General features: G+C 43.8%; 20 protein-coding genes and 1 tRNA gene. 16 read left to right on the plus strand and 5 right to left on the minus strand.

The window, feature by feature from the left end:
* Positions 1 to 14 precede the first annotated feature (14 nt).
* From BLR43_RS03385 to BLR43_RS03395, 3 genes are all read right to left on the minus strand, one after another.
* Positions 15 to 99, minus strand: a tRNA-Leu gene (locus tag BLR43_RS03385).
* Between the two features lie 218 nt (positions 100 to 317).
* Positions 318 to 2,078, minus strand: a complete 1,761-nt coding sequence (locus BLR43_RS03390; RefSeq protein WP_093068822.1) for a sigma 54-interacting transcriptional regulator — start codon at positions 2,076 to 2,078, stop codon at positions 318 to 320.
* 82 nt (positions 2,079 to 2,160) lie between these two features.
* A complete protein-coding gene (locus BLR43_RS03395) occupies positions 2,161 to 3,531 on the minus strand; it encodes a two-component system sensor histidine kinase NtrB (protein WP_093068824.1) in 1,371 nt (456 codons plus the stop codon).
* A 135-nt stretch (positions 3,532 to 3,666) separates the two neighbouring features.
* Between BLR43_RS03395 and rimO the strand changes: the two genes are divergently transcribed.
* The 14 genes from rimO (at position 3,667) to BLR43_RS03465 (ending at position 19,896) form a co-directional block, all read left to right on the plus strand.
* A complete protein-coding gene (gene rimO, locus BLR43_RS03400; protein ID WP_093068826.1) occupies positions 3,667 to 5,265 on the plus strand; it encodes a 30S ribosomal protein S12 methylthiotransferase RimO in 1,599 nt (532 codons plus the stop codon).
* A 172-nt stretch (positions 5,266 to 5,437) separates the two neighbouring features.
* A complete protein-coding gene (pyrH, locus tag BLR43_RS03405; RefSeq protein WP_093068829.1) occupies positions 5,438 to 6,163 on the plus strand; it encodes a UMP kinase in 726 nt (241 codons plus the stop codon).
* A 128-nt stretch (positions 6,164 to 6,291) separates the two neighbouring features.
* Positions 6,292 to 6,846 carry a ribosome recycling factor gene (gene frr, locus BLR43_RS03410; RefSeq protein ID WP_075106244.1) on the plus strand — a complete coding sequence of 185 codons (555 nt, stop codon included), beginning with the start codon at positions 6,292 to 6,294 and terminating at the stop codon, positions 6,844 to 6,846.
* 273 nt (positions 6,847 to 7,119) lie between these two features.
* Complete coding sequence (gene uppS / locus BLR43_RS03415; protein ID WP_093068832.1) at positions 7,120 to 7,878, plus strand: polyprenyl diphosphate synthase; 759 nt, start codon at positions 7,120 to 7,122, stop codon at positions 7,876 to 7,878.
* Between the two features lie 175 nt (positions 7,879 to 8,053).
* Positions 8,054 to 8,863 (plus strand): phosphatidate cytidylyltransferase, encoded by an 810-nt coding sequence (locus tag BLR43_RS03420; RefSeq protein ID WP_093068834.1) that lies wholly within the window; start codon positions 8,054 to 8,056, stop codon positions 8,861 to 8,863.
* A 208-nt stretch (positions 8,864 to 9,071) separates the two neighbouring features.
* The gene (ispC, locus tag BLR43_RS03425; protein WP_093068837.1) at positions 9,072 to 10,280 is read left to right on the plus strand and encodes a 1-deoxy-D-xylulose-5-phosphate reductoisomerase; all 1,209 of its coding nucleotides are present in this window, start codon (positions 9,072 to 9,074) and stop codon (positions 10,278 to 10,280) included.
* 111 nt (positions 10,281 to 10,391) lie between these two features.
* Positions 10,392 to 11,768, plus strand: coding sequence for an RIP metalloprotease RseP (gene rseP / locus BLR43_RS03430; RefSeq protein ID WP_093068839.1), 1,377 nt, complete (start codon positions 10,392 to 10,394; stop codon positions 11,766 to 11,768).
* A gap of 262 nt (positions 11,769 to 12,030) precedes the next feature.
* Positions 12,031 to 14,445 (plus strand): outer membrane protein assembly factor BamA, encoded by a 2,415-nt coding sequence (gene bamA / locus BLR43_RS03435; protein ID WP_093068841.1) that lies wholly within the window; start codon positions 12,031 to 12,033, stop codon positions 14,443 to 14,445.
* Between the two features lie 146 nt (positions 14,446 to 14,591).
* Entirely contained in the window at positions 14,592 to 15,608 is a 1,017-nt protein-coding gene (lpxD, locus tag BLR43_RS03440; protein WP_058023666.1) for a UDP-3-O-(3-hydroxymyristoyl)glucosamine N-acyltransferase, read from the plus strand.
* Between the two features lie 52 nt (positions 15,609 to 15,660).
* Positions 15,661 to 16,197: a 3-hydroxyacyl-ACP dehydratase FabZ gene (gene fabZ, locus BLR43_RS03445; protein WP_058023665.1), complete on the plus strand. Its 537-nt coding sequence runs from the start codon at positions 15,661 to 15,663 to the stop codon at positions 16,195 to 16,197.
* A gap of 173 nt (positions 16,198 to 16,370) precedes the next feature.
* The gene (gene lpxA / locus BLR43_RS03450; RefSeq protein WP_093068993.1) at positions 16,371 to 17,150 is read left to right on the plus strand and encodes an acyl-ACP--UDP-N-acetylglucosamine O-acyltransferase; all 780 of its coding nucleotides are present in this window, start codon (positions 16,371 to 16,373) and stop codon (positions 17,148 to 17,150) included.
* Positions 17,151 to 17,467: 317 nt separating this feature from the next.
* Complete coding sequence (locus BLR43_RS03455) at positions 17,468 to 18,820, plus strand: sodium-dependent transporter (protein ID WP_071003465.1); 1,353 nt, start codon at positions 17,468 to 17,470, stop codon at positions 18,818 to 18,820.
* Positions 18,821 to 18,859: 39 nt separating this feature from the next.
* A complete protein-coding gene (locus tag BLR43_RS03460) occupies positions 18,860 to 19,345 on the plus strand; it encodes a winged helix-turn-helix domain-containing protein (protein WP_093068844.1) in 486 nt (161 codons plus the stop codon).
* Between the two features lie 29 nt (positions 19,346 to 19,374).
* Positions 19,375 to 19,896 (plus strand): IS630 family transposase, encoded by a 522-nt coding sequence (locus BLR43_RS03465; protein ID WP_167669378.1) that lies wholly within the window; start codon positions 19,375 to 19,377, stop codon positions 19,894 to 19,896.
* Between the two features lie 136 nt (positions 19,897 to 20,032).
* Here BLR43_RS03465 and tgt read toward each other — a convergent pair whose 3' ends face one another.
* Positions 20,033 to 21,184: a tRNA guanosine(34) transglycosylase Tgt gene (tgt, locus tag BLR43_RS03470; protein ID WP_058023663.1), complete on the minus strand. Its 1,152-nt coding sequence runs from the start codon at positions 21,182 to 21,184 to the stop codon at positions 20,033 to 20,035.
* A 99-nt stretch (positions 21,185 to 21,283) separates the two neighbouring features.
* On the opposite strand from tgt, the gene BLR43_RS13965 reads away from it, so the two are divergent.
* The gene (locus BLR43_RS13965; RefSeq protein WP_320157873.1) at positions 21,284 to 21,463 is read left to right on the plus strand and encodes a heme-binding protein; all 180 of its coding nucleotides are present in this window, start codon (positions 21,284 to 21,286) and stop codon (positions 21,461 to 21,463) included.
* Positions 21,464 to 21,704: 241 nt separating this feature from the next.
* Here the strand turns inward: BLR43_RS13965 and asd are convergent, their stop codons facing one another.
* On the minus strand, positions 21,705 to 22,838 hold the full coding sequence (asd, locus tag BLR43_RS03480) for an aspartate-semialdehyde dehydrogenase (protein WP_093068850.1): 1,134 nt from the start codon (positions 22,836 to 22,838) through the stop codon (positions 21,705 to 21,707).
* Positions 22,839 to 23,324: 486 nt separating this feature from the next.
* Here asd and BLR43_RS03485 point away from each other — a divergent pair, with 486 nt between their 5' ends.
* Positions 23,325 to 24,455 (plus strand): endonuclease/exonuclease/phosphatase family protein, encoded by a 1,131-nt coding sequence (locus BLR43_RS03485; protein ID WP_093068853.1) that lies wholly within the window; start codon positions 23,325 to 23,327, stop codon positions 24,453 to 24,455.
* The last annotated feature ends 475 nt before the right edge of the window (positions 24,456 to 24,930 follow it).

Genomic DNA, 24,930 nt, shown 5'->3' on the forward strand with positions numbered 1-24,930 from the left:
TCACTATCCGAAAATGGTGGGGCTGGAGAGACTCGAACTCTCACACCTTGCGGCGCCAGAACCTAAATCTGGTGCGTCTACCAATTCCGCCACAGCCCCATTTTCGTTACTCTATCATCAAAAGCGATTAAGTTCAAACGCTATCTAGACAGTTAACTGATTCGGTAGTGCGTCTCAGTGGTTGGCTATTATATAGAGTTTGAATTTTTGGTCAACCCCTATTTGCGATTATTTTTAGTTATTTTGCATTTATTTTCACGTATTTTTATAAATAATTGATATTAATGGCTTTTTAATATTGCGTTTTAAGCCTTTATTTACTCTTTGGATGGCACTCTGGGTGCAGAGATGTCTAACTGCTGTAATTTACGGGTCAGGGTATTGCGACCCCAACCAAGTAAACTTGCTGCCTCTATCTTTTTGCCACCACTATGGTTGAGTGCTGCTGTTAGCAAGACCCGCTCAAACTCAGGCGTGGCCGTTTGTAGAATATCAGTTTCGCCAGTATTGAGAGATTGTTCAGCCCAGATAGCGAGCGCTTTTTGCCAACTAAGGCTGGCAGGAGCTTGAGTGACTTGATTATTTTGGCTGTAATTATTTAAGTCATCTTTATTTTGCAGTTGAGGGTTTTCTGTATTTGCTTGTGGTGACGAGTCGTGTTCTTGGTCTAGCTCTGAGTCTAGAGGCGTGTTTTCTAATAGCTCTGGTGGCAAGTCTGTCGCCATCACGGTGTCGCCCGTGGCCATCACTGTCAGCCATAGGCAGACATTCTCAAGTTGACGCACATTGCCGCGCCAGTCAAAGGTCTGCATCATCTGTAAGGCCGCAGGATGCAAATGTTTCGGTGTTGTGTTCATTTGCTCAGCTGCCGACTGCATAAAGTAGGTCGCTAATGCAGGAATGTCTTCGGGGCGTTTACGCAGTGGTGGCAGCGGTAGACGAATGACATTGAGACGATAAAACAAATCTTCACGGAAACGATTTTGTTTGACCAATTCTTCTAAGTTTTGATGAGTGGCGGCGATGATACGGACATCTACTTGGATCGGCTGCTGTCCACCAACGCGATAAAACTCGCCATTGGCCAGTACGCGTAACAGACGTGTTTGGGTACTAAAGGGCATGTCGCCAATTTCGTCCAAAAATAACGTACCGCCATTAGCCTGCTCAAAACGTCCTTGACGAGTTGTCGTTGCACCAGTGAACGCGCCTTTTTCGTGACCAAATAATTCAGACTCAATCAAATCATGTGGTATGGCTGCCATATTAAGGGCGATAAATGGTTGCTGTTTGCGCGGTGAGTGCTGGTGCAAGGCACTGGCAACCAACTCTTTACCTGTTCCTGACTCTCCGGTGATTAAGACTGAGATGGGGGACTGCGCCAATCTACCAATGGCACGAAACACGGTTTGCATGGCTTGTGACTGACCGATGATACCGCTCGGATTGCTATTAGCTTTAGAGGCAGTTGTCACCTCAGCTTTATTTTTGCTGCGTTTAGAGTGTGTACTGGCAGGTGCTTCAGGTGTTATATCACTGTCGGCGCGCGCGTCAGTCGCGATATGGGTATCAGATTCGTTCGAATAATGAGCTATCGCCATATTTGGCTGGTAGTTGATCGCTTTATAGATAGTGGCAACAGCATCATCTAGGTCAAAGGGCTTTGGCAAGTATTCAAACGCACCAGTCTGATAGCTATTAATCGCAGAGGTGAGGTCTGAGTGCGCTGTCATAATGACAATCGGCATGTCCGGAAAGTGCTGGTGTACCCAGTCACTAAATGACAATCCATCCATCATTGGCATACGAATATCAGTCAATATTACATCGGGTAACTGCGCGGCTGATTCTTGCTGTTTTAGCGCATCATTGAGCCGAGTCCATGCTGCCTGCGCTTGGGTAAAACTGATAACGGTCAATCCAGCATCTTCAAACGTATCTGCCAATACCATACGCAGCGCTGCATCATCGTCGATTAACCAGAGCGTTGCAGGCTGATCGCTGGGGGCATTATTGACGGTGACTATTGGAGAGTGTGCATCGCTTTTAGGGTTTTGGTTGTCACTGTATTGGGTCATGTATCGGGCCTAATGAGCAATTGTTATTGTCGGTTTGGGATTGGATGTCTTACAATTTAGCAGTTTTATGCCGCCATGTGTTCTATGATTCAGTGACGGGCTGGGTAAAAGGCAGATATAGTGTAAAGCGTGTTTGCTTGCCGTTCGCCTCCTCTGTAGAGCTCACATCAATCATACCATGATGATGGCTGATAATATCTTGTACGATAGATAAGCCAAGGCCAGTACCTGCTGCACGGCTGGTCACCATCGGAAAAAATATTTGTCCGATAAGTGCCGGATCAATGCCCGAACCATTGTCAGTGATAGTGATTTGCAGCACTTGCTTGTGCTGCTGCCCGACAATCGTATGCTGAAAGGCAACGCGCGTTTGAATGTGCAAGGTTGGCTGATAAGCAGTCTCTCTATCGGTCTGCACATCGGTTAATGGTAACTCCTTAGACGCAGAGAGCTTGTTCTGCTGTAGCGTTTGCTCAAACTCAGTCATAGACTCACACGCATTATTCATAATATTCAAAAATACCTGAATCAATTGGTCTTTGTCAGCACACAACTCAGGCAATGACAAATCATAATCCCTCTGTATCGTCACTTGTGGGTATTGACTGACTACCAAGGTCAAAACATGCTCTAGTGGTTCATGGACATTCAGCGTTTGCCAGTTTGGCAGCTGATTTGAGCCAAGCAGTTGAGCAATCAGATGTGTCAAACGGTCAGTTTCTGAGATGATAATATCGGTATAGTTACGCAGCTTTTGATTCATTTTTTGCAAATCATCGTTTGTGCCAGCGCTAGTGTCCTGTGAGATACTGAACGCGTTAGAGTGACTGTTAGCCGTCGTCGTATTCGCATCACTGAATTTAATAAACTGTCGCTGCAATAACTGCGCTGCACCCCGAATGCCCGCAAGTGGGTTTTTGATTTCATGCGCGACCGACCGTAGCATGTGACGAGCAACCGCATATTGCTGCTGCTGGCGCTGCTCCTCTGATATGCGACTTTGGCGGTCTTTGCCCCACATCTCGATAATAAAATACGACTGCTGCTCGTAGATAACAGGCGTCACGCTATAATCGACCGAAAGTAGTAGATTGCCATTCAAAGGCGTCTGGATGACGTGATCATGGTCAATGAAAGGCTGTTGGTAGTTTTGTGCTTGATTGAACCGCTCTGTCAAAGAATAGAGGGGTTCATCCAGAGGTTTGTTTTCACTATCATCACTGACATTGTCGATAGAAGCATTTTCTTTTAGTTTTAATTCATCGGGTGCCAATAGCGTCAAGATAGACTGGTTGATTAACCTCCCACTACTAATAGCCAGTAATTGCTCCGCTTGAGCATTTAAACGGGTTATCGATAACTGATCATTGACCCACAAAATAGCGGTGAATAGATGCTGTGATACGAATGCTAAATCAGGGGTGGTTTTGGTGGTGATAAAATCAGCAGTCATGGATAGTGCCCAGAAAAATAGGATGTTTGAATCAATATTTAACCATAAATCAAGACTATAGAGAGGCAAAACTGGTGATTTTTGCAAAAAAAACGTACAATGCGCTCAGCCAATTTATCTCTAGCAAGGTCAGCCATGTCCAAAACTTCTACCGAGTCAGTGAACACGACAACGACAGCCCCTACGTCAGCCGTAAAAGACACTGCCACTATCTTTAATCCTGCAAAGCCATCAATACCGCAAGAGCAGAGTCAGACAGATGTCAGTCAAACACATACTGACCAGCCTTATCATCATAAAGCCAACCACAATCAAAACCGCAGCATTACTCAAAGCAGTCACGCTACTTCAGCCTCGACGGCTAATGCAACTGCCACGATGCCAGTAGTGAGTGCAGCGCCAAAAATTGGGTTTGTGTCACTAGGTTGCCCCAAGGCCTTGGTGGATAGTGAGCGTATTATCACTGAGCTGAGCCGTGATGGCTATCAAGTTGCAAGCGACTATGACGGTGCAGATTTGGTCGTGGTCAACACCTGCGGTTTTATTGAGTCAGCGGTGCAAGAGTCGCTTGATGCGATTGGCGAGGCCATTAGCAAAAACGGTAAAGTGATTGTCACCGGTTGCCTAGGCAAAGAAGCGGAAAAAATCCGTGAGATGCATCCCGCTGTACTCGCAGTGACGGGCGCGCATGCCTATGATGAGGTGATTACAGCCGTTGCACAGCACGTGCCAAAGCCAAATCGCAGCTTGGATGCCAATTACGACCCAAAAATAGACTTGATCAATGAAGCGGGGGTCAAACTGACGCCCAGTCATTATGCGTATCTAAAAATCTCAGAAGGCTGTAACCACCGCTGTACGTTCTGTATTATCCCAAGTTTGCGCGGTGATCTCGTGTCACGTCCGATTGATAATGTCATGAACGAAGCCATGGCGCTCAAAAAAGCGGGCGTGAAAGAGTTGCTTATCATCTCGCAAGACACCTCAGCGTATGGGCTGGACCTCAAATATAAGACCAGCTTTTGGAATGGCATGCCGCTCAAGTCTAAGTTTTATGATTTATGCCAAGCCTTGAATGATCTAGGTATTTGGGTGCGTCTGCATTATGTTTATCCATACCCACATGTAGACAAAGTCGTTGAGCTAATGGGCGAAAAGAAACTGCTGCCTTATCTCGATATTCCGTTTCAGCATGCCAGTCATCGTATTCTAAAAGCAATGAAACGCCCTGCGCACAGCGAAAACACCTTGGCTCGTATCAAAGCATGGCGTGATATCTGCCCTGATATTGTGATTCGCTCGACTTTCGTAGTTGGCTTCCCAGGCGAGACTGAAGAAGATTTTCAGTGCTTGCTTGATTGGCTGGTCGAGGCGCGACTTGACCGCGTGGGTGCATTTACGTATTCAGAAGTAGAAGGTGCTGTCGCCAATGATTTGCCAAACCATGTGCCTGAAGACGTCAAGCAATCTCGCTACGAGCGTTTGATGGCGCTGCAACAAGAGATCTCAGCGCAAAAACTACAAGAAAAAGTCGGCAAAACCTTAACCGTACTGGTTGATGAGATTGATAGTGATGAGAATATCGCTATTTGCCGTAGTTATGCTGATGCGCCTGAGATTGACGGGCATGTCTATGTTGATGAGATTACCGCTCAAGTCAAAGTTGGGCAGTTCTTGACCGTGACGATTGATGATGCCAGTGAATACGACCTGTTTGCCAGTTATCAAGGTTAAGTGTTCGACAAGATATACGAGTGAAAATTGCCCAATAGCGGGCAGTTTTTGCTACAATTAGCGCAATTTAGCCTGTTTAATACGCTTGTCTTTAAGTGCAGCGTTACGGGCAAACTTGATTTGTGTTTTACCCATAATTTTCTTTATAATTTCATGATAATAAGGTGACCTCATGTCTGACAAAAACCCGCGTTACGCCCGTATCTTGCTAAAACTCTCTGGTGAAGCCTTGGCTGGTAGCAAAGACATGGGTATTGATACCGAAGTGCTCGATAAAATGAGCCTGTCTATCGCTCATTTGCGTGGACTAGGTGTTCAGGTTGGTATCGTGGTTGGCGGTGGTAACTTATATCGCGGCGCACAATTACAAAAAGAAGGTTTGGTTGGCCGTGTGACGGGTGATCAGATGGGTATGCTAGCCACTGTCATGAATGGTCTGGCGATGCGTGATGCGCTTGAGCGTCGCAACATAAAAACGCGTTTGATGTCTGCATTGCCAATTGGTGAGGTCACCGAAAGCTATAGCAGTCGTAATGCGATTCGCTATCTCAAAAATGGTGAAGTGTGTATTTTTGTTGCTGGAACAGGCAACCCATTCTTCACCACTGATACGGCTGCTTGTTTGCGTGGTATCGAGATTGAAGCCGGCTTGATTTTGAAAGCGACTAAGGTTGATGGCGTTTATGACAAAGACCCAAGCTTACATTCTGATGCCAAAAAATACGACGGGCTCACCTTTGATGAAGTGTTAGAGCAGAAACTTGGCGTGATGGATTTGACGGCTATCGCGCTATGCCGCGAGCATAACGTGCCTTTACAAGTATTTGATATGACCAAACCTAATGCATTGCTAAATGTCATCATGGGTGAAAACGAAGGCACACGCGTTTTTCATTAATTAATTCCCTGAATTGATGTAGCGTTGATCGGTCACTTCAGAGAGTGGCTAATAACAAAAAGTAGCTAATAACAAATATCCCAATAGCAAATAAAAAATTTGTCGATAGCGATAAATAAGGACACACAATGATTAAAGAGATTAAGCAAGACGGCGAAGCACGCATGCAAAAAACGTTGGAAGCGCTTGAAAGCACTTTCAGTAAAGTTCGCACTGGACGTGCACACCCAGGTATGTTGTCAGGCGTGATGGTCAGCTACTACGGTGCACCAACCCCCCTAAACCAAGTCGCCAGCGTCAACGTTGAAGACTCACGTACGTTATTGGTTCAACCGTTTGACCGTACGATGGTACAAGCAGTAGACAAAGCCATTCGCGAAGCAGATTTGGGCCTAAACCCAATGACAGCGGATGTGATTCGTGTGCCCATGCCAGCGTTGACCGAAGACACCCGCCGCGATATGCAAAAACTTGCACGCGGAGAAGCGGAGAGCAGCCGTGTGTCTATCCGTAATATTCGCCGTGATATGATGAATGACATCAAAGATCTAGCAAAAGAGAAAGAAATTTCAGAAGATGATGAGCGCCGTGCTAACGATGACATCCAAAAAATCACTGACAAGTACATTGAAACTATCGATAGCCGCCTCAGCAAAAAAGAAAGCGATTTGATGGAAGTTTAATACTGATCCATTTGGTATTTATAGCAAGAATCAATTCGGTAGATTATCTGTAATTTAGCAGCCAATACCTTGTAGTTATTGGCTGTTTATTATGATATGGATAATATGATTCATTAATGTGAGTGCAGTTTACTGATATTTCTCAAATATATTGTAAGCTATAAAAATTTTGATCGCTAAATTATGATAAATTTGTGAATTATTTACATGGCGCTTTTAATCGCCACTGCACACGTTATTATTATTTTACCTTAACAACAAGCAAGTTTGCCTATGTCCACTTCAGCCGTTACGGCTCCTAACATTCTTCCTCGTCATATCGCTATTATCATGGATGGTAATAACAGATATGGCAAAGCCAATAACCTGGGTAAAGGTCAAGGTCACATAGCTGGTAAAACTGCTTTAGACCCTATCGTAGAATATTGTGTCGAGACCGGTATTGAAGTACTGACTGTTTTTGCTTTCTCTAGCGAAAATTGGCAGCGACCACCTAGTGAAGTTGCACTATTAATGCAGTTGTTGGCATCGACCATTGATGAGCAAATGCCGCGTATGAAAAAATACTGTATTCGCTTACGTTTTATCGGTGATCGCAGTCAGCTTAGTGAAGAATTACAAGCGTTAATGGCGGATGCCGAAGCAGAAACTGCAAGCTTTGATGCCATGACATTAGTCATTGCGATTAGCTATGGTGGACAGTGGGATATTGCTCATGCAGCAAAACAGCTGGCACAACAAGTGCAGGTAGGTGAGTTGAGGGCTGAAGATATTAGTGCAGAAATGCTCGGTGAGCAAGTACAACTGGCAGACGCTCCAGCAGTAGACATGCTGGTTCGTACTGGTGGTGATTATCGAATATCGAATTTTTTATTATGGCAAGCGGCCTATGCAGAGTTGTTTTTCACGCCAACTTTATGGCCAGATTTTGTTCCAGAAGAGCTGGCTTCGATGATGGCTGAGTTTGCACAGCGTCAACGCCGTTTTGGTAAAACCAGCGAGCAGGTAGGGATAGAGCAGCATAGTCGCTGATGCAATAGTAGCCATAAAAATTCAGACAGTATTCTCTAGGTCGCTAATACCGCTTGCTTACGAGATGATAAACCGTTTTAATGAGGGTCAATGCTATTAATGGGCACAGGTCTATCAACTGTTATAATGCATTTTTTTGACTGTACCTTCTTCATTATTATAAGGCTCGATAAGTATGTGGCAACGAATTAGAACGGCAATAGTTCTCGTTATTATCGTTGGTATTGCAATGTTTGCGAGCCAAACCCCTATTTTATTCGCACCGCTTTTAGCCGTTGGCGTCATTATCGCAGCTCATGAGTGGGCGAAGTTGATGCCGAAGTGGCGTCAACCTATTGTCTTTGTGCTATTAGTTTTAGTGATAACTGTCGTATCGCTTATGTTGAAGGTGACTTGGTTATTCTGGTGGACGGCCTCGCTTGTCATATGGATGATGGCACTGTCTTGGGTACGTGCATTCCCAACACAGACAAAATGGTACGGAAAACATCTAGCGTTGTTGGGTGTGGTTATTTTGACAGCCTCTATTACTGCGATTTTTTACCTCTGGCAGCTATCAGCATGGTGGCTACTTTATGTGTTTTTATTGGTCTGGTGTGCTGATAGCGGTGCTTATTTTGTTGGTCGCAAGCTTGGCCGCCGAAAAATGGCACCCAATGTCTCACCCAATAAGAGTATGGAAGGATTGGCCGGTGGTTTGATTACAGGTCTACTGGTAGTCGTTGCGATCAGTGTGTTTAAGCTACAACTGACGGGCGCATCGCTAGTCGCCTTTGTGGCACTATCGGCACTAACGATTCTGGCTTCTGTGCTTGGTGATCTTTTTGAATCAATGCTCAAGCGCCGTGCTGATGTCAAAGACTCTGGTACCATCTTACCAGGGCATGGTGGTGTACTTGATCGTATTGATTCATTGCTATCTGCAACTCCAATATTCGCGCTTGGCTTTTGGGCGATACAGCAGCTAGGTTTGATTGTGGTATAAGACTTTGATTGTGGTATAAGACTTTGATTGTGGTATAAGACAAAGTCACTTAGCTGACTTTATGGTGTGATAGGTAAGCGAAGTGACCGTTTTGGCTAGTCTTTTACAACGGTCTTATTTATTGCTATATAGCCTCATTATCCTTTATATTTTTTAAACCTCATTTACTCTTTTCTCATTTTTTAAATATTAAATATCATAGGCATTAATGGTTATGACGCAACGCATCGCCGTACTAGGCGCGACAGGCTCGATTGGCGATAGCACGTTAGCAATATTAGCGGCGCAACCGCAATATTATGAAGTTTACGCATTGTCAGGCTACCACCGTTTAGATAAGCTGTTTGCGCTTTGTCAGCAGTTTTTGCCTAAGCGCGTCAGCGTGCCAACAGCCGCTGTGGATGATTTTGCCAAAAAGCTTAAAGCAGCAGGAATTGATAGTGAGGTAGTAGGGGGCGAGGAAGGTCTAGTAGATATAGCCACTGACTCACAAACTGATACTATCGTTGCTGCCATCGTAGGCGCGGCAGGACTGCCTTCTACCTTAGCAGCAGCACGCGCAGGTAAGCGTATTTTGCTCGCCAATAAAGAAGCGCTGGTGATGGCAGGGCAGGTCATGATCAATGCGGTCAAAACACATAACGCCACGTTGTTACCCCTCGACTCTGAGCACAATGCTATTTTCCAGTGCTTACCACTCGCTATTCAGCAAGACAACACCCAAATTCATCAGCCAAATCATGGTATACGCAAACTGTGGTTGACGGCTTCAGGTGGCCCATTTTTGCAGCAGTCTTTTGAGCAGATGCAGCAAGCAACTGTCGCAGAGGCAGTCAAGCACCCTAACTGGTCAATGGGCCAGAAGATATCTGTCGACTCAGCCACAATGATGAATAAAGGGCTTGAGTTGATCGAGGCTTGTCATTTGTTTGATTTGCCTGAAAATAAGATAAATGTGGTCATTCATCCACAAAGTATCATTCACTCAATGGTAGAATATAGCGATGGCAGCTTTTTGGCACAGCTTGGCAGTCCAGATATGAAAACCCCAATTGCCCATGCGCTGAGCTACCCTGATCGGATTGATAGCGGTTCGCAGCCATTAGATTTATATGCACTTAGTGGTTTGGAGTTCATTGAGCCTGATCTGCAAAAATTTGCCTGTCTACGCCTTGCTCGTCAAGCAATGCAAGCAGGTACGCAGGCGACTATTGTACTAAATGCAGCCAACGAAATTGCAGTGGCGGCGTTTTTGGATGGACAAATTCGTTTAACTGACATTGCTGATATCAATGAGCGTGCCTTAAACGATATACAGCTGCCGCCATTAACTGAAACGGCTGACATAGAAGATATATTAGCCATTGATAAGATAGCGCGTCACCTTACGGATAAGCTTGTGGCAAAATTGGCATAATCGTAGCCATCATTAGCAATAAACAGCCTCTTGGTTAAAAAATGGTACTAATAAACGATATCAGTGAAGATGTTGATAAAAGATGCTAAGCAACAATACTGAGAAAAGATCATGACGTTTTTATTAACGCTTCTTGCGGCAATATTTGTCTTAGGTCCACTCATTGCCTTACATGAGTGGGGGCACTATATCGTGGCACGAATGTGCGGCGTCAAAGTATTAACATACTCTATTGGCTTCGGTCCTAAATTATTTGGTTGGACCAGCAAAAAAAGTGGCATCGATTATCGTATCTCAGCATTGCCACTGGGCGGCTATGTCAAAATGCTTGATGAGCGTGAAGGCAATGTCGCAAAAGATGAACAGCATCTTGCGTTTAATTATCAGCATCCGCTCAAGAAGATTGCGATTGTCGCCGCTGGGCCTATCATGAATTTCATCATTGCTATTGCGCTCTTTTGGGTGTTGTTTATGACGCCGTCTGAGCAATTGGCTACCAAAATTGGGCAAGTACTGCCAGATACTCCAGCTGCGATGGCGCAGTTACCTGTCGGTGATAAGATTGTTGCGATTGATGGGCACGATGTACAGACGTGGGAAGGTATCAATTATCGCCTTGCAGGACGGATGGGTGAGACAGACAATGTGAGTATTACACTACAGTCAGATGCTCAAACCAATCAGTCGATCAAAACCTATCAAGCACCAGTCACACAATTTATGCAGGGTGATGCACAAGGTAAAGATGCATTGACCAGCTTTGGTATGTTACCGTGGCAGCCACAGATTGCCCCGATTGTCGGTGAATTGGCGCCTGATGGTGCGGCTAGCCGTCAAGGTCTACAGGTGGGCGATCGTATTACTGCCATCAATAATCAAAACATTGACGATTGGATTAGCGCCACGCGTATTATTCGTGATAATCCCGAGGTGTTACTTGATTTTACCGTATTGCGTGATGACAAAACGGTGCAATTGCAAATTATGCCGCAAGGTAAAAAAGACAACTTGGGTAATAATTACGGTCAAATTGGCGCCATGGTTGATCAGACTGAGATTGTTATTCCTGATGCTTACAAAACCACCGTGGTTTATGGCCCTGGCGAGTCATTGGTCAAGTCGTTCGAGAAGACTGAGCAACTCGCCGTGATGACGGTAAGCTCGATGGGAAAAATGCTCTCAGGTATGATTGGTCTGGATAACTTGTCAGGTCCGATTACCATTGCCAAAGTCGCCAAGCAAAGCTTTGATATCAGTTGGCAGATGGTATTATCGACGGCTGCATTGATTAGCCTGAGTCTTGCTGTGTTGAATCTTTTACCGATTCCAGTATTGGATGGTGGTCATATCGTTTATCATTTCATCGAACTGATTCGCGGTAAGCCGCTCTCTGAAGGGGTGCAAATGGTGGGGTTAAATATCGGTTTACTCTTACTGGCAGGTTTCATGGTGTTAGCAATTGGTAATGACATCAGTAGGCTGTTTTGATCGGTTAATGAGTAATATAATCAATAAAGCACGATATACTAATGGTTTAATGGCTCTTACGCTTTAATTGTTGCTATTATACGCAAGATACTTTGTGTCATAGCCTCTGTACTAATCGTAATTTTTAGTTTATTTTGTGATGCTTTTTATATAAAGTGTTCTGAGTTAGCCATGCATGGAGTTGCGACTTTGTGCAAATGGGCTGGACAACATATGCTTTTTACCTTAACTTTAGCAAGTTTTTTATTGACGGATAGTGTTTATGCGTACGCCTTTATTTATGAGCGCGGCTGGGTTGCCGTTAGTTGTAGCGATGATGAGTATGCCGGTACAGGCTGCAGAATTTGTAGTCACTGATATTGGTTTCAATGGCTTGCAACGCCTAACCCCTGATAGCCTCTATCCGGTTCTACCCATCACGGTAGGAGACACGGTCAATGACAGTAGCTTGGCGGCCAGTATCAAGGCACTATACGCCACTGAAAACTTTGCTGATATTCAAAGCCGTGTCGAAGGTGGTAACCTCAGATTTGATGTTATTGAACGTCCAACCATTGCCGAAGTGAATTTTGAAGGTAATAAGCTCATTCCCAAAGAAGGTCTAGAGCAAGGACTTGGGAATGCTGGACTGTCTGTCGGTAATGTACTGAAGCAATCGACCCTGCAAGGCGTTGCTAATGAGCTGCAACAGCAGTATATCAGCCAAGGTTACTACAACAGTAATATTGAAGTAGATCAGACGGTACTTGATGGTAACCGCGTCAAACTTGATGTGCGCTTCATCGAAGGTAAGCCTGCCAAAGTTGTTGATATTAATGTCATTGGTAATAAGCACTTTAGCGATGAAGAGATCAAAGATGTCTTTGCGGTAAAAGAGTCTTCATGGACACGCTTGCTATCAAAATCTGATCGATATGCACAAGAAAAACTGGCCGCCAGTTTAGATAATTTAAAAGCATTGTATCAAAACGATGGTTATGTGCGTTTCGCAGTAGATAACGCGGTACTCAATATTAGTGAAGATAAACGTAGTGTGTTCATCGAAGTCAGTTTGAGTGAAGGTGAGCAGTATCAGTTTGGTGACGTCAATTTCTTAGGTAAGCCTACTTTTGATAACGACGAACTAAAAGAGTTGGTGACTTTTGCGCCTAATGAAAAATATTCACAGGCCAAACTGGATGACACCACAGCTGCGCTCAAAAGACGCTATGGTAACGAAGGGTATTATCTAGCTCAAGTTAGACCCGTACCACGCATTAATGACGACACCAAAATGGTTGACGTGGATTATTATATCGATCCTGCACGTCCTATTTATGTTCGCCGTATCAACTTCACAGGCAATCTCAAAACTCAAGATGAAGTATTGCGCCGTGAGATGCGTCAGTTAGAAGGCTCTCTTGCCTCTAGCGAAAAAATCCAGCTTTCACGTACACGTCTTATGCGTACCGGTTTCTTTAAAGCTGTTAACGTTGATGTAAAACCAGTACCCAATCAGCCAGATCAAGTAGATGTCAACTATACAGTAGAAGAGCAACCTTCTGGTAGTTCAACGATTGCAGCAGGTTACTCGCAGAGCGGCGGTGTTACTTTTCAGTTGGATTTGACCCAAAATAACTTTATGGGCACTGGTAACCGCGTTAAAGCCGCACTATCACGTTCAGAGACACGTGATTCGTATAGCTTAGGATATACCGATCCATACTTTACAGAAAATGGCGTCTCACAAGGGGTGAGTGCTTATTATCGCGAAACCAAATACGACGACAGAAACGTTAGTAAATATGTCACCGACGCTTATGGTGCCACGCTGAACTACAGCTATCCTGTTGATGAAACCAAGCGTGTCAGTGCTGGTCTAAATGTCGACAACACGACAGTACGTGGTGGTCGTTTCCTCGGCATATCAAACGCACAAGAAATCATCGATGATGGCGGTACTGTTGAAGACTTCACTGGAGATTTCGAAGGTCGTACTGGCTTTAAAAATGATTATCAGACCTACAACTTATTACTGGGCTGGGATTATAGCACCTTAGATCGCCCTGTATTTCCAAATAAAGGCATGAGCCATACGGTCGATGCGACCATTGGTCTTGGTGATGCCAGTTATCAGAAACTGGTTTATCGCGGCAATATCTACTATCCGATTTATAAAGATTGGGTGGCGCGTGGTTATACCAAGCTTGGCTATGGTAATGATTTGCCATTCTATGAAAACTTCTATGCTGGTGGTTATGGTTCGGTTCGTGGTTATAAATCATCAAGATTGGGTCCTAAGTCGCAAAGCTATAATGATGCCATCAATGATAGTGTTCGTTATAAGGACGAAAAAGTAGGTGGTAATGCGTTAGTTACTTTTGGTACCGAATTGATTTTACCGATGCCGTTTAAAGGCGATTGGGCAGACCAAGTACGTCCAGTACTATTTGCTGAAGGTGGTCAGGTATTCGATACAAGTGACAAAGAAGACCGTACCTTCGTTAATCCTGGCACTGGTGAGGATACAGGTGTACCACTATTGACCCAAGACAACGAATTCCGCTTTAGTGCAGGTGCAGGTGTGACATGGTATACACCAATTGGTCCAATTTCACTCAGTTATGCCGTACCTTTTGGTGATAAAGAAGGCGACGAAACTGAAAAGGTCCAGTTCCAGATTGGTAATACATTCTAGATCGCTAATATTATCTAAATATATCTAATCGTTCTCAAATATTTGTCTAAGTAAGTTAGAATGTCATTAGTTTCCAGTAGGTCGTCAAAACACATTGTTATTTTGACGACCGTTTTATATATAACAATAGTCTATTAATAGTCATTATGATAACGATTGAGCAACTTATCACTCGGATTGAGCAGCGTCAGCCCATTATCAATAAGGCTGATATTAGTGCTGAGCAGTTACGTCACCCATTCAACAGTGTTGGAAGTTTAACTACTGCTGACCAAAAGCAGCTAAGCTTTTTGGCAGACCCTCACTATATCTCTAGTTTGTCCGGTAGCCAAGCAGGTGCAGTATTGGTCACCCAAGCGTATCGTGACCAAGTACCTGAGTCGGCCTTAGCGTTGGTTGTCTCTGACCCATACCTAGCTTATGCCAGCGCCAGCCAACTATTTGCCCGTCAGTCACTATCTGCTGGAATCCATCCTAGTGCTGTGATCTCTGATAGCGCTGTGATTGGTGATGAGGTTAATATTGGTCCTTTTTGTGTCATTGGCGACTATGTGCAGATAGGAGCGCGTAGCTCACTTGATGCCCATGTAGTGATTGAGGCGCATTCTGAGATCGGTACTGACAGTGTTATCAAGTCGCAAGTGGTTATTGGCCATGATTGTGTCATTGGCAATTATGCAAGATTGCATGTGGGTGCGAGCATTGGTGCCGAAGGGTTTGGCTTTGCTCCTACCAACAACCCTAGTGTTTCAGGCTGGGAGCGGATCGCTCAGCTAGGCCGTGTGATTATTGGTGATCATGTACGCATTGGTAGTCACACCTGTGTCGATCGCGGCGCCATTGATGATACGGTTATTGGCAATCATGTTATCATTGATAATTTGGTTCAAGTTGCTCATAACGTACGTATTGGTGACGGTACTGCCATTGCCTCCCAAACGGGTATTGCCGGTAGTACGACGATAGGTAAACGCTGCATTATTGGCGGTGCTGTTGGTATCACAGGGCATATCGAAATTACAGATGATGTGGTTTTATCAGGTATGACCATGGTTACCAAATCTATAAAAACTGCTGGTTCTTACTCTTCTGGAACTGCTGCTATGCCAACTGCTAATTGGCGCCGTGCAGCGGTACGCTTTCGTCAGCTTGGTCGTGATTAATGCGAACACATACAAACAATAAACATCCAAAACATAGCAAGGAAGCCTCATTATGAGCAATGACCATATAGATATCCCAACTGATGAAGACATCAAAAGCTTGGCTGAGCAAGGTCTTACCCTGCCACTAACGTATCATACGATTAAGCATTATTTACCACATCGTTATCCTTTTATGTTGGTCGATAGAGTGGTCGCTTGTACACCAGGAGAGTGCATTACGGGTATCAAAAATGTGACCATTAATGAAGAGTTTTTTAATGGGCATTTTCCTGACGAGCCAATCATGCCAGGGGTATTGATGGTAGAGGCAATGGCACAGGTTTCAGGCATACTTGGGTTCATTACCGCAGGTCTGACTTCAGAAGATGGCTATCTGTATTTGTTTGCTGGTGTGGATAAAGTGCGTTTTAAGCGCCGAGTCATTCCTGGTGATCAACTCACCATTCGTGCCAAGACAGTGATGCAGCGCCATGGTATTTATAAGTTTGATTGTACGGTGCATGTCGAAGACGAACTTGCTGCGAGTGCTCAAATCATGATTGCGCGTCAAGAGCAGCAAAAAATCAAAGACAGTAAAAGTGCCTAAGTTTGTAATAAGTTAGCATTCATAAAGCGCTATATCGAATCGATCTTCACAATTATAATGAGCTATTATATTGATATTTAACAAAGCAGCGGATATTGGCCTCATTCATGAAGCCAAACTGGCTGTATTTGGCTGACTATTTATTTGCATTAAATGATACAAGGGCCCACATCATGAGTCAGATTCACCCTACAGCACTCATCTCACCATCTGCACAGATTGATGAGACTGCCATCATTGGTCCCTACTGTATCATTGGTGATGAAGTGTCAATTGGACCACATACTGTGTTGCATAGGCATGTCGTTGTCACAAAGTTAACGCGTATCGGTGCACACAATCAATTCTATCAGTTTGCGAGTGTTGGAGAGGATCCTCAGGATCTAAAGTATGCAGGTGAGCGTACTTGGCTTGAGATTGGCGATCACAATACGATTCGCGAAGCTTGTAGCCTACATCGCGGTACTGCACAAGATAGTGAGCTAACCAAGATAGGTAGTCATAACTTGTTGATGGTCAATACTCATGTGGCGCATGATTGCGTGATTGGCGATCATAATGTGCTGGCAAATAATGTTGGTGTTGCAGGTCACGTGACTATCGGCAGCCATACAATCATCGGTGGTAACTCAGGCATTCATCAGTTTTGTACAGTAGATGACTATAGTCTGGTTGGCGGCGCCAGCTTGATTTTAAAAGACGTCGCAGCGTTTACGATGGTGTCTGGTAATCCAGCAAAAGCTCATGGTCTAAATATCGAAGGCATGCGCCGAAAAGATTGGTCGAAAGAAACCATTGATGTCCTACGCCAAGCGTATCGTACTATTTTTAGATCGGGTCTGACGACAGTGCAAGCTTTAGAGGTTCTGCAAGGTGAGCTACTATCTCAAGAGCCAAAAGTTCAATTGTTGATTGATTCACTACAAAAAAGTCGTCGCGGGGTGGTGCGTTAAACGCATATTGAGCTACGATAGAAGCTAGGCTAGATAGTCGTTTTTTACAGTTTTAATCTGCCTAAATTTTATTAATAAAAGATAATATTGCTAAAAGCCATAACCAATTGTTATGGCTTTTTATATTTATGAATGCTTGACTTTTTTGGTCGCTTAGCAGAAACTGAGCGTTTATGATATTGTAAACAATTCTTTCTTAATGTTACGGGGCACTCCATATTGAAGTGTTTACTAAATAGTTTGATAGTAGTAGTGACTATTTATGATGATCAAGGAGGATTGTCAGTAGCGTTATTTGAAGTACGAGGACGCAAAAAATGGCTATCAATAAACAAGAACATGCGCAATGGAGCTCAAGTTTTGGCTTCGTGTTAGCGGCAGTAGGTTCAGCAGTAGGTTTGGGAAATATATGGAAGTTTCCATATATGGTGGGTGAGAGCGGTGGTTCAGCTTTCGTTATCGCTTATTTATTCTGTATCGCGCTAGTCGGTTTTCCAATATTAGTTGCTGAATGGCTCATTGGTCGCCGTGGACAAAAAAACCCAGTCAACACGTTTGCGGATGTGGCTGCTAGCGAAGGTAAATCTCGTAGCTGGACCATCGTTGGTGCTACTGGTATTTTGGGTGGCTTTTTAATTCTATCCTTCTATAGTGTGATCGGTGGTTGGGCACTTAACTATATCACCAAAGTGGCGTCAGGGAGCTTTACAGGTCAAGATAGTGATTCTGTGGCTGCGACCTTTGATGCGATGCTAGCATCAGCCGGTACATTGACGATTTGGCACACTGTATTCATGATTTTAACGGCCGTTATCGTTGGTATTGGTGTAACGAGTGGTATCGAAAAAGCAGCCAAGATTTTGATGCCACTATTGGGTGTGATCCTTTTCGTTATCGTTGGTTATAACATAATGAATGGCGGTTTTGGTGAGGCAGTTGCTTATTTGTTCACGCCAGACATGAGCAAGCTGACGGCTGACGTTATGCTTGCAGCATTAGGTCATGCCTTCTTCACGCTATCGATTGGTATGGGCATCATGGTTGCTTATGGTTCGTATTTGGGCCGCGAAGTGAACTTGCTAAAAACTGCACGTACCGTTGTTATTTTGGATACGGTTATCGCGTTGGCGGCTGGTTTAGCCATTTTCCCAATTATCTTTAGTAACGGTCTAGATCCTGCGTCAGGTCCTGGTCTGATCTTCGTCAGCTTACCGATTGCTTTTGGTAGCATGAGTGCGGGTATTATCATTGGTGCATTGTTCTTTTTGCTTATTACCTTTGCAGCTGTCACCTCATCTATCTCATTACTAGAGCCAACGGTTGAGCTGCTAGAAGAGCGTACGTCGATGAGCCGTACTGTATCGACTATCGTTGCCAGTACTGTGATTTGGCTATTAGGCATTGCCGCATTGCTATCGTTTAACCTATGGTCTGAATTTACTATTATGGGTAACGGTATCTTTGATGCCCTAGATAAGATTACCAGTAAGTTCCTGTTACCTCTAACAGGTCTTGCGGCTATCGTATTTGTTGGTTGGAAAATGGATCAGCGTAGTATTCAGCAAGAGCTTGGTTTATCTAATGCGACATGGCAGCTTTGGCAAATTGTTGCAAAATTCATCGCGCCAATCGCTGTGATCGTGGTATTTGTTACCTCACTGATGGGCTAATAGTTATACCAAACCCAAAATATATAGTATAATCCACTTATGACTATACCAATACATAACCTAGAAGACCATGACTTTGGCAAACACTCAAAGACTGAGAGTAACCCCAGAGCCCGCCTACGCCTGCTCATCTTATACCAATATAGTATAGGCAAAGCCACTAACGATATTGCTAAAGACCTCTGCATACATCCTGAAACTGCCAGACGGACATTGAAGCGATATTATGAACGAGGACTTGAGAGTCTCTACGATCGTCATCGTCGAGGTCGTCACAGCAAATTGGCAGAAGCAGACACAGCCGCTTTTAAAGCCATGATAGTCTCTGAACAAGAAAAGCGCGCTGGCGGTCGTCTAACCGGCAAAGACATTCAGCAATTGGCTAAAGAACACTACAACGCTCACTACACCGTTAACGGTATCTACGAGCTACTCAAGCGTATTGATATGAGTTGGATAAGTGCTCGTAGTCAGCATCCAAAAGCCGACATACAAGCTCAAGACGCTTTTAAAAAAACTTTATAGCACAGGTTAAGGCGTCACTGCCTACTGATGTGAGCTTAGATCAAGTGGACATCTGGTTTCAAGATGAAACTCGAATAGGACAACAAGGCTCATTGACCAGAGTTTGGCATTACCGCGGTGGGCGACCTCGACTGATCAAACAGCAACAGTTTCATTCCGCTTATCTGTTTGGTGCCTTTTGTCCAGCGACAAAGAAGGCTGTCGGCTTAGTACTGCCTTTCGTTAATAAACACACCATGTTATTGCATATGCAAGAGATTAGTAAAGCCGTACCAAAAGGACGTCATGCGGTGGTGGTGATGGACGGCGCATTATGGCATCAACCAAGCTTGAATCAGTGTAATGTCACTATGCTTAAACTACCGCCTTATTCACCTGAGCTGAATCCTTCTGAGAGAGTATGGCAGTACCTTAAGCAAAATGAGCTATCTAATCGTTGTTATGACAGTTATGAGGCTATTGTCGATGCCGCTTGCTTGGCTTGGAATAATTTGCTTAAACAGCCACAAAGAATTCGGTCGTTAACTGCTCGTGCTTGGGCGCAACTTTAATTGTTGGGTTTGGTATTATTTACAATGATTTAGACAAGTAAATCATTGAGTAATAAAAGCAGCACACATAAAAAGGGCTTAAGAATTATCTTAAGCCCTTTTTATGTCTAATAATATCAATAAATACTAAAATGGATTAACGCAAGTTTAACTCAGGAATGGTTTGTCCACGCTTATTATAAAATTCGCTAACGAATTCATCAAACTGATCTTGCTCAATGGCGTCTCTGATACCTTGCATCAAACGTTGGTAATAGCGTAAGTTGTGAATGGTGGCTAGCTGAGCACCCAGCATCTCTTTACATTTATTAAGATGATACAAATAAGCACGGCTAAAGTTTTGGCAAGTGTAGCAGTCACATTCAGGATCTAATGGGCCTTCGTCGTTACGATACTGGCTATTGCGGATACGTACCACACCAGCATTGTCTGCATCGCCCGTCACAAAGTAATGGCCATTACGCGCGTTACGCGTTGGCATCACACAATCGAACATGTCCACACCGCGGCGTACGCCTTCAACTAAATCCTCAGGCTTACCAACGCCCATCAGATAGCGCGGCTTATCTGCTGGCATATCATCAGGCAGGTAGTCTAGGACGTCTATCATCTCTTCTTTTGGCTCACCAACTGAAAGACCGCCGATAGCATAACCATCAAAGCCGATATCAAGCAAACCTTCGAGTGATTGCTGGCGCAAATCGGGATACATACTGCCTTGTACGATACCGAATAATGCGTTGGTGCTACCCAGTCTATTGTGCTCATCAACGCAGCGTTGTCCCCAGCGTAGTGATAGCTCTAGAGATTTCTTTGCTTCATCATGAGTCGCTGGATAAGGGGTGCATTCATCGAACTGCATGACGATGTCTGAGTTCAAGCTGTATTGAATCTGCATCGATTTTTCAGGAGAAAGAAATACTTTGGCACCATCAATAGGCGATTTGAAGTTAACACCTTCTTCAGTGATTTTGCGCATTGCACCCAAGCTAAAGACTTGGAAGCCGCCTGAATCCGTCAAAATAGGCTTGTCCCAATGCATGAACTTATGCAAGCCGCCAAATTTATCAATCACTTCCGTACCTGGGCGTAACCAGAGGTGAAAAGTGTTGCCTAAAATGATATCAGCACCAATGGCTTCGATATCACGTGGCAGCATACCTTTGACCGTACCGTAAGTCCCAACAGGCATAAAGGCAGGCGTTTGTACATCGCCATGATTGAGATGAACGGTGCCGCGGCGTGCACGCGTTGCACCGCTGGCTGTTTTATGTAAGACAAATTGCATATGTTAACCGATATATGAGCTATGAAAATGGCGCTAATTATAGCATTGTTAGGGATTTTTTGGATATTGATATTCATTCTGTCAATATAGTCAGTCAGTATGCAGCAAGATGACGGAAAGTGGCGCGTACAATTCGCGATGCTCAGTAAATATACGATGGAGACGTCACCAGAACCAAATAACCCAGAAGTCGAAATCGTCGAAGTACGAGCTCAAAATTATGACATTATCAAATTCTCAGGATTTACTGGAAGTGATAAAGTAGATAAAAGGACATAAGAACTGCGAAATTGGATGCAAAGCAAACATTTAACGCCTACAGGTTAGCCAGAATTGGCACGTTACGATGAGCCATGGGCATTGCCATTTTTACGTCGTAACGAGGTAATGATTGCGTATGAGCAAAAGTAATACAAGGATACTAGGGCATATAGTCATTGTTCTTAGCCATTTAGGTTCTTGACCGCACAAAAAAGACAGCACTTGCTGTCTTTTTTATCTGATATTTTGGTTATTCGATTTAGTTGTTTTGCTCACGAATGATATTCAGCATACGGCGCAATGGTTCTGCTGCGCCCCACAGTAGCTGATCACCAACGGTAAAGGCACCTAAATACTCAGGGCCCATTTTAAGCTTACGTAAGCGGCCTAATGCAACTGTTAATGTACCAGTCACTGCGACTGGCGTTAAGCGATTCATAGTGGCTTCTTTGTCGTCTTCAACCAAGTCTAACCACTCGTTGCCGCTATTTTTTAGGGCGGCTTCAATCTCTTCTAGAGGGATATCTTTTTTGAGCTTGATGGTTAGACCTTGCGCATGGCAACGCATTGCCCCGACACGTACACACATACCATCGATAGGAATCGTGCTAGCTTCGTCATTACCAAGAATTTTGTTAGTCTCAACGCCGCCTTTCCATTCCTCTTTTGACTGCTTATTTTCTAACTGTACATCGATATAAGGAATCAAGCTACCGGCAAGCGGCACACCAAAGTACTGTGTAGGGAAGTCTGCTGAACGCTGTGTCTGAGCGATTTTCTTATCAATATCAAGAATGGCGCTAGCAGGGTTGGCCAGCTCATCTTGTACAGCGTCATGCAAAACACCCATACCTGAGATAAGCTCACGCATGTTATTGGCACCAGAGCCACTAGCCGCCTGATAGGTCATCGCGCTGACCCATTCGACCCAGCCCTTATTGAACAGCTCGCCGATAGCCATCAGCATCAAAGATACGGTACAGTTACCACCGATAAAGTCTTTTTTGCCACTGGCTAAGGCGTCATCAATGACGCTGCGATTGACTGGATCAAGAATGATGATGCTATCGTCTCGCATGCGTAGCGTACTTGCCGCATCAACCCAATAGCCAGTCCAGCCGCTATCACGTAGTGGTTGGTGAACTTTTGACGTATAATCACCACCTTGGCAAGTAATAATCACATCACAGGCAGCGAGTGCTTCAATATCATGAGCGTCTTTTAGTTGGCCAGTTTTAATACCGTCGAATTTTGGCGCATCACCACCAGCATTACTGGTTGAAAAAAAGACAGGCGTAATACCGTTAAAGTCATTTTCTTCTTGCATACGTTGAATCAATACTGATCCTACCATGCCGCGCCAGCCTACCAAGCCTACTGTTAAATTACTCATGAAATTCAGTCCTATTTACAATTATTTGTTGCATCACCAACCGATAACAATGCCGTGAATGGTACAAAAAAGCAAGGCGTTTTGGCTATTATTTACTCGTTTTCCATACACTATTAACTATGTGTACTATAACTTTACGTTATTATTAGAGTCGCGCTTAGGTATTGGCAAAATATATTTGGTTGCCTATAAAGAATAAGGCTTTCGATAAAATACTTATTATTTTGATTGGGTAGGTATTGTAAATTTTTATGGCAGTTGTTGCAGAATCACGACTCATATATAGGCGAAAATCTTATGAAATGCTAAAGTAAGCTTCTAGCATTCATACTTGACGTCAGTTCAGTTAGAACTCAGTTCATTTAAAACTCAGTTCAGTTAAGATAATGATGTGCGTTGTCATGGAGTGAATGGCACAGCATATGTCATTATTGGCCCCATTATCATCTCAATAAACGGTTATCACATACACGGTTATCACATACTATGGATCTCTCACTATTATATTACAGCTTACAATGGCTCGCAGGATTCATCGCATTTGTAACGATCTGGGGTTGGGTGCCACTGGATAATTGGTGGGTACGTGGCGTCGAATTCCCACGCATTCAGATAATGGTACTGGGCATTATTGCTTGGATTGGCATGATCATGTTTTTCTCAGAGTGGCAACTGGGACAATGGTTGTTATTTATAGTGCTTAGCATCACACTAGCGTTTCAACTCAGAATGGTATTGCCCTATACAAGGTTGTGGAAAAAAGAAGTTCAAAAAGCGAAAAATAAGCCAGAAGGGGAAGCACATCAATTAAAAATCATGGTGTCAAATGTATTAACACCCAATAATGAAACACAAAAATTGGTTGATTTGGTCAAGCATAGACAGCCCGACATTTTAATTACGCTTGAAACTGATAAAAAATGGGAGAAAGCCTTACAGCAAATTGAGTCTGATTATCCATATACAGTGAAGGTTCCGCTGGATAATCTATACGGTATGCACCTGTACTCTAAGCTTGAGCTCATAGATCCTGAAGTGAAGTACCTAATGATTGATGACATACCTTCTATTCATACGCAGTTACGCTTGCAAGGTGGTCGAGTGATTTGGCTATACTGCTTGCATCCTATGCCTCCAAGTCCAACTGAGGCTGATAAATCTACCACGCGTGATGCTGAGCTGTTGATGGTTGGCAAACACATCAAAGAAAATAAGCAAACCGCGATATTGGCTGGTGATCTCAACGATGTGGCATGGTCAAAAACCACGCGCCGCTTTCAGCGTATTTCTGGGCTGCTAGATCCTCGTATTGGTCGACACTTTATCAACACCTTTCATGTCAAATATCCGTTTCTGCGTTGGGCATTGGATCACATTTTCCATAGTGCTTGCTTTACAGTAGTTGATATCAAACGTATGCCGTCTATAGGATCTGATCATTTTCCTGTCATGACGACTTTACAATATGAGCCAGAAGAAACGAGTAAGCAAGAAGGTAACGCGCCTACTGCAGAAGCAGAAGATGTAGCAGAAGCAGATAGCAAGATTGAAGAAGGTAAAAAAGAAGGCAAGAAAATGTCAGATGAACGCAAACAAGCGCAAGGCAGTTTTAGTTGATAAGAAGTGCGACGTATAGGTTAAAGTTTACTCTTATAACGTAAGCATATGCTTACGTCAAATAAGGTCTTTAGCTTCTATTCGTACCAAATTGATTGTCCTATAATACATTCATCAACACAAGGATACGCAAGGATGCAGTGTTGAGACGGTATCAATAAAAGAACAGGTCAGCCCGCTGTCTTATACGTTACTGTTTATGACTTAGGATGAGTCAACATGGAAGAGAGATAATAACAATAACATGAAGCACTGAAGCCCCGAACCAATCGCCCTAGGTTCGGGGCTTTTCTTTGTGCATCCTTTATCGGTTTGTAATATTCTTGCTATAAACAGCTAAATAGATTGGTTTAACCGTCTGTTAAGTTAATTGTACTTAGGCGGTTTGCTATCCATTATTCTAATTAACTGGCAGTCAATTTCTAAATAAAAAAAAGGGTATATGCCAATGCATATACCCTTTTTCTGTGCAAGC

It is taken from the genome of Psychrobacter pacificensis (assembly GCF_900101915.1).
GTDB lineage: Bacteria > Pseudomonadota > Gammaproteobacteria > Pseudomonadales > Moraxellaceae > Psychrobacter > Psychrobacter pacificensis.